This is a genomic window from Duganella sp. Leaf61 (assembly GCF_001421905.1).
Classification (GTDB): Bacteria; Pseudomonadota; Gammaproteobacteria; order Burkholderiales; family Burkholderiaceae_D; genus Rugamonas; species Rugamonas zoogloeoides.
The window spans coordinates 12,328-25,622 of the sequence record NZ_LMLM01000009.1; the positions used below are offsets into that span (position 1 = coordinate 12,328).

General features: G+C 59.6%; 13 protein-coding genes. 6 read left to right on the forward strand and 7 right to left on the reverse strand.

Features of this window, described 5'->3' with window-relative positions:
- Position 1 precedes the first annotated feature (1 nt).
- Positions 2-622, forward strand: a complete 621-nt coding sequence (locus ASF04_RS08710; RefSeq protein ID WP_056140080.1) for an Hpt domain-containing protein — start codon at positions 2-4, stop codon at positions 620-622.
- Here ASF04_RS08710 and ASF04_RS08715 read toward each other — a convergent pair.
- On the reverse strand, positions 612-818 hold the full coding sequence (locus tag ASF04_RS08715; protein WP_056140083.1) for a hypothetical protein: 207 nt from the start codon (positions 816-818) through the stop codon (positions 612-614). The two genes, ASF04_RS08710 and ASF04_RS08715, sit on opposite strands and share 11 nt — an antisense overlap.
- A gap of 262 nt (positions 819-1,080) precedes the next feature.
- Between ASF04_RS08715 and ASF04_RS08720 the strand changes: the two genes are divergently transcribed.
- Positions 1,081-2,019, forward strand: a complete 939-nt coding sequence (locus tag ASF04_RS08720; protein WP_229204974.1) for an SMP-30/gluconolactonase/LRE family protein — start codon at positions 1,081-1,083, stop codon at positions 2,017-2,019.
- A gap of 2 nt (positions 2,020-2,021) precedes the next feature.
- Here ASF04_RS08720 and mnmE read toward each other — a convergent pair whose 3' ends face one another.
- The 5 genes from mnmE to rpmH all read right to left on the reverse strand — a co-directional run bounded on the left by mnmE (position 2,022) and on the right by rpmH (position 6,136).
- Positions 2,022-3,401, reverse strand: a complete 1,380-nt coding sequence (mnmE, locus tag ASF04_RS08725; protein ID WP_056140087.1) for a tRNA uridine-5-carboxymethylaminomethyl(34) synthesis GTPase MnmE — start codon at positions 3,399-3,401, stop codon at positions 2,022-2,024.
- Between the two features lie 64 nt (positions 3,402-3,465).
- Positions 3,466-5,226 (reverse strand): membrane protein insertase YidC, encoded by a 1,761-nt coding sequence (yidC, locus tag ASF04_RS08730; protein ID WP_056140090.1) that lies wholly within the window; start codon positions 5,224-5,226, stop codon positions 3,466-3,468.
- Positions 5,227-5,236: 10 nt separating this feature from the next.
- The gene (gene yidD, locus ASF04_RS26675; protein WP_082488644.1) at positions 5,237-5,500 is read right to left on the reverse strand and encodes a membrane protein insertion efficiency factor YidD; all 264 of its coding nucleotides are present in this window, start codon (positions 5,498-5,500) and stop codon (positions 5,237-5,239) included.
- Between the two features lie 6 nt (positions 5,501-5,506).
- Positions 5,507-5,965 (reverse strand): ribonuclease P protein component, encoded by a 459-nt coding sequence (rnpA, locus tag ASF04_RS08735; RefSeq protein WP_082488653.1) that lies wholly within the window; start codon positions 5,963-5,965, stop codon positions 5,507-5,509.
- A 36-nt stretch (positions 5,966-6,001) separates the two neighbouring features.
- Positions 6,002-6,136 carry a 50S ribosomal protein L34 gene (gene rpmH, locus ASF04_RS26680; RefSeq protein ID WP_040378179.1) on the reverse strand — a complete coding sequence of 45 codons (135 nt, stop codon included), beginning with the start codon at positions 6,134-6,136 and terminating at the stop codon, positions 6,002-6,004.
- 454 nt (positions 6,137-6,590) lie between these two features.
- On the opposite strand from rpmH, the gene dnaA reads away from it, so the two are divergent.
- The 4 genes from dnaA (at position 6,591) to ASF04_RS08755 (ending at position 12,964) form a co-directional block, all read left to right on the forward strand.
- Positions 6,591-8,015, forward strand: a complete 1,425-nt coding sequence (gene dnaA, locus ASF04_RS08740) for a chromosomal replication initiator protein DnaA (protein WP_056140096.1) — start codon at positions 6,591-6,593, stop codon at positions 8,013-8,015.
- A gap of 102 nt (positions 8,016-8,117) precedes the next feature.
- Entirely contained in the window at positions 8,118-9,224 is a 1,107-nt protein-coding gene (gene dnaN / locus ASF04_RS08745) for a DNA polymerase III subunit beta (protein ID WP_026637774.1), read from the forward strand.
- A 145-nt stretch (positions 9,225-9,369) separates the two neighbouring features.
- Positions 9,370-11,874 (forward strand): DNA topoisomerase (ATP-hydrolyzing) subunit B, encoded by a 2,505-nt coding sequence (gyrB, locus tag ASF04_RS08750; RefSeq protein WP_056140099.1) that lies wholly within the window; start codon positions 9,370-9,372, stop codon positions 11,872-11,874.
- Between the two features lie 184 nt (positions 11,875-12,058).
- Positions 12,059-12,964 carry an HNH endonuclease gene (locus ASF04_RS08755; RefSeq protein ID WP_056140102.1) on the forward strand — a complete coding sequence of 302 codons (906 nt, stop codon included), beginning with the start codon at positions 12,059-12,061 and terminating at the stop codon, positions 12,962-12,964.
- Between the two features lie 58 nt (positions 12,965-13,022).
- Here ASF04_RS08755 and ASF04_RS26685 read toward each other — a convergent pair whose 3' ends face one another.
- Positions 13,023-13,280 (reverse strand): PAAR domain-containing protein, encoded by a 258-nt coding sequence (locus ASF04_RS26685; RefSeq protein ID WP_082488645.1) that lies wholly within the window; start codon positions 13,278-13,280, stop codon positions 13,023-13,025.
- Positions 13,281-13,295 lie beyond the last annotated feature (15 nt).

The window sequence follows — 13,295 nt, forward strand, 5'->3', positions numbered from 1 at the left end:
TATGTCAACCACCAACCTTCCCGCAGGCACGGTACTGGAGGTCGAGACTGGCCTGCAGCAACTGATGGGCGACCACGACCTGTACCGGCAAATCCTGCGCCGGTTCCGCCAACGCTACCAGGACAGCGCCGAGCAAGCCCGCAACGAGCTGCTCGCCGGCGACGCCGTCTCGGCCCAGCGCACCGTCCACACCCTCAAGGGCGCGGCCGGCATGATCGGCGCGCAACAACTTTACCTGCTGTCGATGGCGCTCGAACCGCTGTTTGCCGGCCCTCCCACGCAATGCATCGGCCCGCTGGTGCAACTGGAACAGGCGCTGCGCGCGCTGATGGTGGCCATCGATGCGGAACTGGAAGCGGCGCCTGCCGCGCCTGCAGTAGCGGCTGCGAGCGCCATAGCTGCCGGCGGCGCGCCCGAAACCGGCATGCTGGTGCAACACCTGGCGCGGCTGCTGGAGGAAGGCGACGGCGCCGCCATCGACGTGCTGGAGCGTTCGGCCAGTGTGCTGGCGGCCGGGCTGGGCGTGGAAGTATTTCAGGAGGTAACGGAAGCGGCGCACCAGTTCGATTTCGAAGGGGCGCTGGCGGTGCTGGAAGGAGCAAAGGGCAAGCTCAGCGCGTAAATTCCTTTTCTTCGTCGAAGGCGTCGGCGCACTCCTTGTCGCAGAAGCGGCGCACATTGTCGAGCGGCCTGTCGCAATACCAGCACGCGCCCTTGGGCGGCAAAGCTTGCCGCGTGCGCAGCGCTGCTTGAGGCGCTGACGCGGTGGCGCTGGCACCCGTGCCGTCGTCCGGTACGCTGTCTTGTGTCGGTTCCACGATCCCTCCCAATCAGGCAGTGCTCAGGCTAGCAAGATTACTTTAGTGGAATATTTCCACCTATGATAATGCGCAAGGTGATGCAAATTCAGGCAGAGTGCGACCGGTAAATCATAGCAGGATAGTGGCGGCGGTTATACAGGCCGCCAGGGCAAAAATTGGCCGCACGGGGTCAAAATTGCCACTCTCATAGGAAAGAAAAATTTTTTAATGAAAACGTTGGAAATGATAGTTGCCAACGTACTACAACAGGATCATGCCCATGAAATTACGCTATCTCATCCTCAGCCTTGCCACAGCTCTCTCGACCTCTGCCGCCATGGCCGCACCGGCCACTTGCCAGGGCACCGCGCCTACCGGCGAGTTGACTGCCACACGCGTCCAGGCTGCCAACGTAAGCGGCCCGGGCCAGGGGCTGTACGAAGGGCCGGTGTGGATTGGCGATGCGCTGTACTTCTCGCATTTCACGTTCGGTCCCGGCTTCCCGTCGCGCATTCTCAAGCTCGACGCCAGCGGCAAGGTCAGCACCGCGATTGCTGACAGCGGCAGCAACGGCCTGGCGGTGGATGGCCAGGGCAATATCGTGGCCGGTACCCACAAGTACAAAAGCGTGTCGCGCTTCACCCTGGACGGCAAGCGCAGCGACGTGGCCGGCAAATACCAGGGCCAGGTTTTCAATTCCCCCAACGACCTGGCGATCGCCGCCGACGGCACCATCTACTTCAGCGACCCCGCCTTCCAGCGCGACGCCGCACCGGGCGGCCAGGATAAAACCCGCGTGTATCGCGTGGCCCCCGATGGCGCGGTGACGGTGGTGGAAGATGGCCTGGTCAATCCGAACGGCGTCTCGCTGTCACCCGCCGGCGACGTGCTGTACGTGAACGGCATGGAAGGCAAACAGGGCGTGCTGCGCGCGTACCCGATTGTCAACGGCAAGCCGCAACAGGGACGCGACCTTGTCAAAGGACTGGGCATCCCTGATGGCATGGCCGTGGACTGCCAGGGCAATCTCTATGTAACCGAACACGCCGATCAACGCTTGCGCGTGTTCACCCCGGCCGGCAAGCAAATCGCCACCATCCACGTCGATGCCAACGTGACCAACGCGGCATTTGGCGGGCCTGACGGCAAAACCCTGTTCATAACCGGCGCCGGCGCAGTGTGGCAAGTGCGGCTGGGGATCAACGGCGCGCCGTATTGATTTTACTTCCCGATACAGAACCGCCCAAAAATCACCCCCAGCAAATCATCGGACGAGAATTCGCCGGTGATGCTCGACAGTTGCACCTGCGCCAGACGCAGTTCTTCGGCAAACAGGTCGAGCGACTGGTCGTTCTGGGCCGCGTGTTCGCCGGCGCGGGCCAGGTGGGCGCCGGCGTTTTTCAGGGCGATCAGGTGGCGTTCGCGCGCCAGGTACAGCGACTCCCCGGTCTGCTGCCAGCCGGCGATGCGCAGCAGTTCGGCGCGCAGCAGGTCGATGCCGGTTTTTTCGTTGGCCGACAGGTACACATGGGTGGCGTCTGGCATCACGTCCGCGCCCGGCTTGTGGCCCGATAAATCGATCTTGTTCCAGATGCGCAGCACCGGCACGCCTTCCGGGAAGGCCGCGACGATATCTTCGTCGGCGCGGGTGGGGCCATGCGCGGCGTCCAGTAAATGCAGAATTACATCGGCCTTGCCCACTTCGCCCCAGGTACGCTCGATGCCGATGCGCTCGACCACGTCCACCGCCTCGTCGTCGTTGCGGATGCCGGCCGTGTCGATGATGTTGAGCGGAATGCCCTCGATCTGGATGGTTTCGGTCACCTTGTCGCGCGTGGTGCCGGCGATCGGAGTGACAATGGCGACCTCGTTGCCGGCCAGCGCGTTCAACAGCGAAGACTTGCCGACGTTGGGCTGGCCGACCAGCACCACGTTCAAGCCCTCGCGCAGCAGCGCACCTTGGGCGGCCTGGCGGAACACGGTTTCCAGGGCGGTGACGATGCCGGCCAGCTGGCCGCGCGCATCCGATTTTTCGAGAAAATCGATTTCTTCTTCGGGGAAGTCCAGCGTGGCTTCCACCAGCATGCGCAGGTTGGTGACGCCGCCGACCAGGTCGTTGACCGTGCGCGAGAACGCGCCCGACAGCGACTGCGACGCCGACTTGGCGGCCGCTTCGGTGGAAGCGTCGATCAGGTCGGCCACGGCCTCGGCCTGCGCCAGGTCGAGCTTGTCGTTGAGGTAGGCGCGGCGCGTGAATTCGCCGGGCTCGGCCAGGCGCAGGCCCAGTTCGGCGCCCGCTTCAAGCACGCGCGCGAGCAGCATCTGCAGCACGATGGGGCCGCCGTGGCCTTGCAGCTCCAGCACGTCTTCCCCCGTGTACGAGTTCGGGCCACGGAACCAGATGGCGATGCCCTGGTCGATGATGGCGCCGTCAGCCTGCTTGAACGGGATATAGGTGGCGTGGCGCGGCTGCAAGGTGGTGGCGCCGAACAGCGCGGCGATCAGCGGTTGCAGGTTCTTGCCGGAGGCGCGCACCACGCCGATGCCGCCGCGTCCCGGTGCGGTGGCGATGGCGGCGATGGGGGAAGAGTCGAGGTTCATGGTCTCAATTGTAGAGGATTAAAAAAAACCCGCGATCAACGCGGGTTTTTCCAGGTGACGGAAGTTAAGCCTTGGCAGGTTCCGGCACCGAATACTTCTTGGTGATTACCCACTGCTGGGCAATCGACAGCACGTTATTCACCACCCAGTACAGCACCAGGCCGGACGGGAACACGAAGAACATCACCGAGAACACCAGCGGCATGAACAGCATGATCTTCGCTTGCATCGGATCGGCAGGCGCCGGGTTCAGCTTGGTGGTGATGAACATCGAAATCGCGTACAGCACCGGCAGGATGCCGAACGGGTCATGTTGCGACAGGTCGGTGATCCAGCCGATCCACGGCGCGCCGCGCACTTCCACGGCCGCTTGCAGCACGTAGTACAGCGAAATGAACACCGGCATCTGGATCAGGATCGGCAGGCAGCCGCCCAGCGGGTTGATCTTCTCGGTCTTGTACAGCTCCATGGTGGCCTGGTTCATCTTGGCCGGGTCACCCTTGTAACGCTCGCGAATGGCCTGGATTTTCGGCGTAACCAGCTTGATCTTGGCCATGCTCTTGTAACCGGCTGCGGACAGCGGGAAGAACAGCAGCTTGATCAGGATGGTAAAGGCGATGATGGTCCAGCCCCAGTTGCCGAGCACGGCGTGGATGTGTTCCATGACCCAGAACATCGGCTTGGCGATGATGGCCAGCCAGCCGTAGTCCTTGACCAGTTCCAGGCCTGGCGAGACCGGTTCCAGCAGTTTCGAGATCTGCGGGCCCGAGTACAGGCGCGCGTTATTGCTGATGGTGGCGCCTGGCGCCAGGGTACCGAGCGGCTGCTTGACGCCGATGCCGTACAGGTTGGTGCTGATCTTCTCGGTGGCGATCTCGTGCATCTGCTTGTCTTGCGGGATGAACGCCGAGACGAAGAAGTGCTGCGAAATGGCGATCCAGCCGTTGTCGGCGTGGGTCACGTGGTCTTGCACCATCGGCTTGCCGGTCTTCTCGGCTTCCTTGGCTTCTTTTTCCAGCGTGTCGAATTTCAGCTTTTCGTACTTGTTCTCGGCCGTGTACATGGTCGGGCCGGTGTAGCTGCTGCTGAAGAACGAATCGGTGGCCGGCTTGTTGCCGTCGTGGACCAAACGCATGTACAGGGTCGGATTGACAGGCGCGGTACCGGTGTTGGTGACGTCGTGTCGCACGTCGACGACGTAATCGCCGCGCTTGAAGGTGAAGGTCTTGGTCAGCTTGACGCCGCCCGATTCCGATTCCAGCACCAGTTGCACCTGGTTGCCGTCGTTGAGCATGCGCGCGCCGGGCTTGGCGACGAACGGGCTGGTGTGGTTAGGCGCACCCGGGGCATTGATCAAGCCGGTCTGGCCCAGGTAGGTCTTGTTGGTGCTCGAGTCGATGTCGAACAGCACGACGTTCTTGCCGTTGTCACCAGGCTGACACCATTTGAACCAGCCAAAGCAGCCGTTGAACCAGCCTGGATGGCTGTTCTCTTTGTAGTTCAGCAGTTCCAGGCGACGGATCACGCCACCCTGGGTGTCGATGTCGGCACGGACCACGTCGGTGGTGATGGTGATGAGCTCGCTCTTGAATGGCGCAGCGGCGCCTTCGACAGCTGCCGCTGCGGCAGCGCCGGGCAAGGCGCCCGCAGTGGCGGCGGCGGTGGCAGACTCGGATTTCTTGGCGTCGGCAACCGGCGCGGTCTTGGCCGGCGGTTGCGGTGCGAACATGGACGGCTGGCCGGTCGACACCATCCAGTTGTTCCACAGAACGACCAGTGACACGGCGAAGACGATCCACAAAATGGTACGTTTATTGATATCCATTAGGTACTTATCAGGAGTGGTTGCAACCGCAAGCGGTCGATGAAGAAGATTTCGGGTCGGCCGGCGGTGGCACCGGATCGAAGCCACCCTCGTTCCAGGGATGACAGCGGCACACGCGCTTGGCAGCCAGCAGGCTGCCCCTGGCGGCGCCGTGCATCTGCAGCGCTTCCATCGCGTAACTCGAGCAACTCGGGTAAAAGCGGCAACGGGGCCCCAGCAGTGGACTGATGGCCAACTGGTAAGCGCGCAGCAGGAAACGAAGCAGACGGGTCATGGTGGGCTAAGGTGGGGGCGGCGTTGCCGAAGGCAAGGCCTGCGCTGCACCGGGCGATGCGGCCACTGCTGGCGGCCGGCCGATCCGGGCTTGCGCCGAGAACAGCCGCGTCAGCTCCACGCGCAGCTCGGCCTTGAGCTTGGCGGTGGTGGCCGGCCCATCCTTGCTATTGACCGGACGCGACAAGCGCACCACGCAATCGATGGCGGGCAAACCGGTAGTACGGAACAGCTCGCGTGTAATGCGCTTGATGGTGTTGCGGGTGACAGCGCGCGGCGCGAAGCGCTTGGCCGCCACGACGCCCAGCCGCGCATGCGGCAGGTTGTTCGGACAGGTGTAGAGCACGAAGTGCGCGCTTTTTTGTGTAGGGCGCAAACGAAAAACGGATGAAAATTCATCCGTTTTAACGATACGCCGAACGCGCGCGAAGTCGTGTGAACCTTCGCCTGTCGAGCCGCTTGAAATACAGCTTTCCACGCGATCAGCTAACAAGCGTCTGGCTTATACAGCCAGACGCTTGCGGCCTTTGGCGCGACGCGCGTTCAGCACTTGGCGGCCGCCACGGGTAGCCATGCGTGCGCGGAAGCCGTGGGTGCGCTTACGGCGCACAACGGATGGTTGGTAAGTACGTTTCATGTTGGTCTCGCTTAAAGCAGAAAAAAATGCAAAATCGGGTATGACAGCCCGTCAGTTTTTGGTGCCAATGACACTTCGCGCACCCATGCCAACGCTACGGCACAAGCTGGGTCCATCTCATCGCCCGCAATAATCCACGCTTACTCCATATTGACGTTCAAGTGAATAAACACGGAATACGGGCGGGGAACCCTGAATTATCAGCATTTTGATCCCCCTTGTCAACAACTGACGGCGGACTTTGGCCGCGACGGCAGGTTCGCAAACGCGAAAAACGCATCGCGCCTGTGGATAACTTGTGCGGACGAGAGTAGAATAGCGCGTTACGTGTGAAAAACTTCGAAGTTGCCCACACCTTTATCCGCAGAATACGCAGTAAGAAACCACCGTTGTTTTTGTCACGACGCTCTTACTGCACACACGCTGCATACAGTAAGAAACGACAGTCGATTTCATGGAAAATTTCTGGCAGACCTGCTCCGCCCAGCTAGAGCTGGAGCTGACGCCGCAACAATTCAGTGCCTGGATCAAGCCGCTTATCCCCATCGATTACGAGGCGGGAAAATTGCGCGTGGCCGCGCCCAACCGGTTCAAGCTCGACTGGGTGAAAACCCAGTTCGCCAGCCGCATTACCGCGCTGGCCAGCCAGTACTGGGAACAGCCGACCGAGGTGCAGTTCATCCTCGATCCGCGCCTGTCCGCGCCCAAAAAAGCAGCGACCACGGTGGCGCCCGTGCCCGACCACAACGGCGGCGTGCCCACCGGCGGCTCGCGCATGGCCACGGCCTCGGCCTCGTCCCTGCACGACCCGGTGCCATCGGTGCCGGAACTGCCGGCCAGCGCCCCGCCGCGCCGCGAGCAAAGCCGCATCAACACCGACCTGACGTTCGACAGTTTTGTCACCGGTAAGGCCAACCAGCTGGCGCGCGCCGCAGCGATCCAGGTGGCCAACAACCCGGGCGTGTCGTACAACCCGCTGTTCTTCTACGGCGGCGTGGGCCTCGGTAAAACTCACTTGATTCACGCCATCGGCAACCAGGTGATGGCCGACCAGCCCGGCGCGAAGATCCGCTACATCCACGCGGAACAGTACGTTCGCGACGTAGTGACCGCTTACCAACGCAAGGGTTTCGACGATTTCAAGCATTACTACCACTCGCTGGACATGCTGCTAATCGATGATATTCAATTCTTCGGCGGCAAAAGCCGCACGCAGGAAGAATTCTTCTACGCGTTCGAAGCGCTGATCGCAGCCAAGAAGCAGATCATCATCACGTCCGACACGTATCCGAAAGAAATCACGGGCATGGACGACCGCCTGATTTCGCGTTTCGATTCCGGCCTGACGGTGGCGATCGAGCCGCCGGAGCTGGAAATGCGGGTGGCGATTCTGTTGAAGAAGGCAAAACAGGAAGGCGTAACCTTCTCGGACGATGTGGCGTTTTTCGTCGCCAAGCACTTGCGCTCGAACGTGCGCGAGCTCGAAGGCGCACTGCGCAAGATCCTGGCGTACTCGCGTTTCCACGGCAAGGACATCACCATCGACGTGGTGAAGGAAGCACTGAAAGATTTGCTGTCGGTGCAAAACCGCCAGATTTCGGTGGAAAACATCCAGAAGACCGTGGCCGACTTCTTCAATATCAAGGTCGCGGACATGTATTCCAAGCGCCGCCCGGCCAATATCGCCCGGCCGCGCCAGATCGCCATGTACCTGGCCAAGGAACTGACGCAAAAAAGCTTGCCGGAAATTGGCGAACTGTTCGGCGGCCGCGATCACACCACCGTGCTGCACGCGGTGCGAAAAATCGCGCTGGACCGTACCAAGAATCCGGAATGCAACCACGAGCTGCACGTGCTCGAGCAGACCTTGAAAGGCTGATGCAGGCAGAGTGGCGGAGCGACCGGTTTGCCATTATGATTCCAGCAACCGGCGCACTGCCAACCTTATAAAAAATTACATCTTTACTACTGAGGATAATCTATGCAATTGGTCAAAACCACCCGAGACACGCTTCTCCGGCCACTGCAGATCGTGAGTGGTATTGTCGAGCGTCGGCACACTATGCCGATTCTGGCCAATATCCTCATCCGCAAAGACGGCGAGAACGTTTCCTTCCTGTCCACCGACACGGAAGTCCAAATCACCACCAACGCTGCCATCGGTTCCGGCGCTGAAGTGGCCGGCACCACCGTGGCCGCCCGCAAGCTGCTCGACATTTTGCGCGCCCTGCCCGAATCCGGCGACGTCACGATGACCTTGCTGAACAAGCGCCTGACCGTGCAAAGCGGCAAATCGCGCTTCGCCCTGCAAACGCTGGCCGCCGAAGAGTTCCCGACCGTGCAACAGGCCGAGACCTACAGCGCCAATGTGACCCTGCCGCAAAAAACCCTGAAGCACCTGTTTAACATGGTGCACTTCTCGATGGCCCAGCAAGACATCCGTTACTACCTGAACGGCCTGCTGCTGGTCCTGGACGGCAACAACGTGATCGCGGTCGCTACCGACGGTCACCGCCTGGCTTTCTGCCAGGTCGCCACCGAGCAGACTTTTGCACGCCAGGAAGTGATCATCCCGCGCAAGACCATCATCGAACTGCAGCGCCTGCTGGAAGAGAACGACGAAACCGTCCAGCTCGACATCGCCGGCAACCAGGTCAAGCTGACCTTTGCCGACATCGAGCTGATCTCCAAGCTGGTGGAAGGCAAGTTCCCGGACTACACGCGCGTGATCCCGAAGGGTTATACCAACGAATTCACGATCGGCCGCGATGAACTGCTGCGCTCGCTGCAGCGCGCCGCCATCATGACCAGCGATAAATTCAAGGGCGTGCGCTGCATCATCAGCCCGGGCGTGATGAAGATCAGCTCCACCAATGCCGACCAGGAAGAAGCAGTGGAAGAACTGGAAATCGACTACGGCGGCGACAGTGTCGATATCGGTTTCAACGTTACTTACCTGCTCGACGTGCTCAACAACCTCAAGTGCGACCAGATCAACGTCGCCCTTGGTGATTCGAACTCGTCGGCGCTGATCTCGATCCCCGACAACACCGATTTCAAATACGTTGTCATGCCGATGCGTATCTAAGCCTCAGCAAGTACCAGCAGCAGTAGCCCCGTCATTCCGCAGCGGCGGACCGCCGCGCAGGCGGGAATCCAATGTTCCCGGATTCCCGCCCAACACGGAAACGACACCGCAGCCCCAGTAACACGTTACATAGAGAAAGCAGTCAATGTCCGCTATTCCAGAAGAGATTCCAGCACCAGTACCGGCCAAAGTCGAAGAATACGGCGCCGCCTCCATCCAGATCCTTGAAGGCCTGGAAGCGGTCCGCAAGCGTCCCGGCATGTACATCGGCGACACTTCGGACGGCACCGGCCTGCACCACCTGGTATTCGAAGTGCTGGACAACTCGATCGACGAATCGCTGGCCGGCTACTGCACCGAGATCCACGTGACCATTCACGCGGACAACTCGATCTCGATCACCGACAACGGCCGCGGCGTACCGACCGGCCTGAAAATGGACGACAAGCACGACCCGAAACGTTCGGCGGCCGAAATCGTCATGACCGAACTGCACGCCGGCGGCAAGTTCGACCAGAACTCGTATAAAGTTTCGGGCGGCCTGCACGGCGTGGGCGTCTCGTGCGTGAACGCGCTGTCGAAAACCCTGAAACTGACCATCCGCCGCGACGGCAAAGTCCACTTCATGGAATTTGCCCGTGGCGTGCCGGTGGACCGCGAACTGGAAATGCGCGACGGCGTGGCCGTCTCGCCGATTAAAGTCATCGGCGAAACCGACAAGCGCGGTACCGACGTCCACTTCTGGGCCGACGAAACCATTTTCGGCAACGTGGAATTCCACTACGAAATCCTGGCCAAGCGTATCCGCGAACTGTCGTTCCTGAATAACGGCGTCAACATTCGCCTCTCCGACCAGCGCACCGGCAAGGAAGACATCTTCGCCTTCGAAGGCGGCACCCGTGGCTTCGTGGAATACATCAACAAGGCCAAGACCGTGCTGCACCCGACCGTGTTCCAGGCCACCGGCGAGCGCATGTCCGACCAGAACACCAATATCTCGGTGGACGTGTCGATGCAGTGGAACGATGCCTACAATGAACAGGTACTGTGCTTCACCAATAACATTCCGCAGCGCGACGGCGGCACCCACCTGACCGGCCTGCGCGCGGCGATGACCCGCGTCATCAACAAGTACATCGAAGAACACGAGTTCGCCAAAAAGGCGAAAGTGGAAATCTCCGGCGACGACATGCGCGAAGGCCTGACCTGCGTGCTGTCCGTGAAAGTGCCGGAACCGAAGTTCTCGTCGCAGACCAAGGACAAGCTGGTGTCGTCCGAAGTGCGCGGCCCGGTCGAAGAAATCGTCGCCAAAACCCTGGCCGACTACCTGCAGGAAAAACCGAACGACGCCAAGATCATCTGCGGCAAGATCGTGGAAGCAGCGCGCGCGCGCGAAGCGGCCCGCAAGGCCCGCGACCTCACCCGCCGCAAGGGCGTGATGGACGGCCTGGGCCTGTCGGCCAAGCTGGCCGACTGCCAGGAAAAAGACCCGGCCCTGTCCGAACTGTACATCGTCGAGGGTGACTCCGCAGGCGGCTCGGCCAAGCAAGGCCGCGACCGCAAATTCCAGGCCATTTTGCCGCTGCGCGGCAAGGTGCTGAACGTGGAAAAAGCGCGCTTCGAAAAAATGCTGTCCTCCGAGCAGATCACCACCCTGATCGCCACGCTGGGCACGTCGATCGGCCCCGATGAATTCAACGTCGAAAAACTGCGCTACCACCGCATCATCATCATGACCGATGCGGACGTCGACGGCGCCCACATCCGCACCCTGCTGCTGACACTGTTCTACCGCCAGATGCCGCAACTGGTCGAACGCGGCCACATCTACATCGCGCAACCGCCGCTGTACAAGGTCAAAGCCGGCCGCGACGAGCGCTACCTGAAAGACGACGCCGAAGAAGCGACGTACATGATGAACGTGGCCCTCAACACCGCCGCCCTCACCCCGCGCGAAGGCGCCAACCCGATCGTCGGCGAACCGCTGGCCGAACTGGTACGCCAGTTCAACCTGGCCAACGTCATCATGACGCGCCTGACACGCGTGATCGACCGCGCCGCGCTGACCGCCATCATGACCGGCGTGACCCTGAACCTGGACACGCTGGAACTGGCCGAAGTCTCGGCCCGTGCGCTGCAGGACAACATCAACGACATCGCGATCAAGGTCACGGTGCGCTCGGACGAACTGTCCGAGAAGCACATGCTGTGGATCGAACGCATGCACCACGGTAACGTGAAAGTGAGCGCCATCGACGCCGACTTCGTCCAGAGCGCCGACTACCGCGTGTTGGCCGACGCCGCCGCCACCTTCACCGGCCTGCTGGGCGAAGGCGCCTACGTGCGCCGCGGCGAAGGCGAGCGTACCAAGGAATCGGCCGTCACCGACTTCCACCAGGCGATGGGCTGGCTGCGCGACGAGGCAGAACGGGTGGTGTCCAAGCAGCGCTACAAAGGTCTGGGCGAGATGAATCCGGATCAGCTGTGGGAGACTACGATGGATCCGACCGTGCGCCGGTTGTTGAAGGTGCAGATTGAGGATGCGATCGCTGCGGATCAGATCTTCACCACCTTGATGGGGGATGATGTGGAGCCGCGGCGGGCGTTTATTGAGAATAATGCGTTACGGGCGGGGAATATTGACGTGTAAGTCCGCAAAGCTGTGACATCGAAGGCGCTCTGTTGAGCGCCTTTTTTTATGTCCTGAAAAATTTCTCCCCACCGAGATTGGCCATCAATAGATGGGTTCGCTTAATAAATAAGCGAATTCATCAATAAATGGTAAAGTGATGCCTTAAATCAATTGATAACTAAGCATCGCATTCGGGAGTTACATGGAATTTTATTGGGTCAATATTGGCGGCACTCACAAGACAGTCATTGACCAGCATTTTCTGTGGGCGCCTAAAAGCTCCGTGAGCAAAGTTGGGAACGAAGTTACGCGGCTTTATTGGGACAATGTTGGCAAGGTCAAGCAGGGCGATATCATTTTCTGCTGCTATGACCAGCGAATCAGCTTCCTGGCCATCGCCGACGACGACTCGTACACCGAGGCGCGCCCAATGTCCCGCGCGTTCCAACAATGGGATGTCATCGGTAATCGCGTCGATGTTCAAATTGTCGAGATCGACCGCAAGGTTCATCGCGACGAAATCGCCACGGAGTTCATGGCAAGATTTAACAATCGTAGTGCGCCGTCATTATTCAGTAACCAGGCGACGCTGAACCAGATTTACATGGCGCACCTGCCGGCGGATGCAGGCATGTATCTTCTCGAAGCGGTCAACCAGCTGGCTCGCTGCGAAGAAGCATTCATTAGCTCAGGGGCGCCCGACTCTGCGAAGATCTCTGCAACGACACGCGAAGCGCTGGTGATGTCCCGCATTGGGCAGGGCAAGTTCAGGGCTGATGTCATCAAAAGGTGGGGCGGTCAATGTGCGCTGACTGGTTTGCAAAACGTCAATTTGATGGTGGCGTCGCATATTAATGCTTGGGCACTTTCCAACAATGCTGAGCGTTTGGATGTTGAAAATGGGCTTTTGTTGGCGCCGCATATTGATAGATTGTTTGATCAGGGGCTTATCTCGTTTTCGGAGACGGGCGCGTTACAGGTATCTCCCTTGCTCAGTAGCAAGGATGGGGTAATTTTTGGTCTAGATCGATTCACGCAAATACAACCGTTAAGTCAGGGAAATTTATCTTATTTGAAGCGTCATCGGAAGCGATTTAATTTTATCTAAATCAGAAAACTAGAGAGGGATTATTTTTAATCAAAAATATTATTAAAAATATTTAAAATTATAGCGAAGAAATTAAAGATGCCCCGCAAACAGCTTTGTCGCCATCGTATGCGACCATCTTTCCCTTATGACGTCTATCACTGAATGAAACCTCGATCGGAAAGTTTCCCTTGCATTTTGGGCATTGTGTCATGTCACCACTGACAGCAATAGGTTTTCCTAAAGCTTTAAAATCGCTGCACGCCGAGATCACTTTTCCACCATGAGATGTTGCATCTCCAATTCGGATAACGCCACGACCGTTACTATCTTTCATGAGCTGCTCCCAGTT

Coding starts and splice junctions, on each gene's coding strand:
- ASF04_RS08710 (WP_056140080.1), top strand. CDS start 2: ATGTCAACCACCAACCTTCCCGCAGGCACGGTACTGGAGGTCGAGACT.
- ASF04_RS08720 (WP_229204974.1), top strand. CDS start 1,081: ATGAAATTACGCTATCTCATCCTCAGCCTTGCCACAGCTCTCTCGACC.
- mnmE (WP_056140087.1), bottom strand. CDS start 3,401: ATGAACCTCGACTCTTCCCCCATCGCCGCCATCGCCACCGCACCGGGA.
- yidC (WP_056140090.1), bottom strand. CDS start 5,226: ATGGATATCAATAAACGTACCATTTTGTGGATCGTCTTCGCCGTGTCA.
- yidD (WP_082488644.1), bottom strand. CDS start 5,500: ATGACCCGTCTGCTTCGTTTCCTGCTGCGCGCTTACCAGTTGGCCATC.
- rpmH (WP_040378179.1), bottom strand. CDS start 6,136: ATGAAACGTACTTACCAACCATCCGTTGTGCGCCGTAAGCGCACCCAC.
- dnaA (WP_056140096.1), top strand. CDS start 6,591: ATGGAAAATTTCTGGCAGACCTGCTCCGCCCAGCTAGAGCTGGAGCTG.
- dnaN (WP_026637774.1), top strand. CDS start 8,118: ATGCAATTGGTCAAAACCACCCGAGACACGCTTCTCCGGCCACTGCAG.
- gyrB (WP_056140099.1), top strand. CDS start 9,370: ATGTCCGCTATTCCAGAAGAGATTCCAGCACCAGTACCGGCCAAAGTC.
- ASF04_RS08755 (WP_056140102.1), top strand. CDS start 12,059: ATGGAATTTTATTGGGTCAATATTGGCGGCACTCACAAGACAGTCATT.
- ASF04_RS26685 (WP_082488645.1), bottom strand. CDS start 13,280: ATGAAAGATAGTAACGGTCGTGGCGTTATCCGAATTGGAGATGCAACA.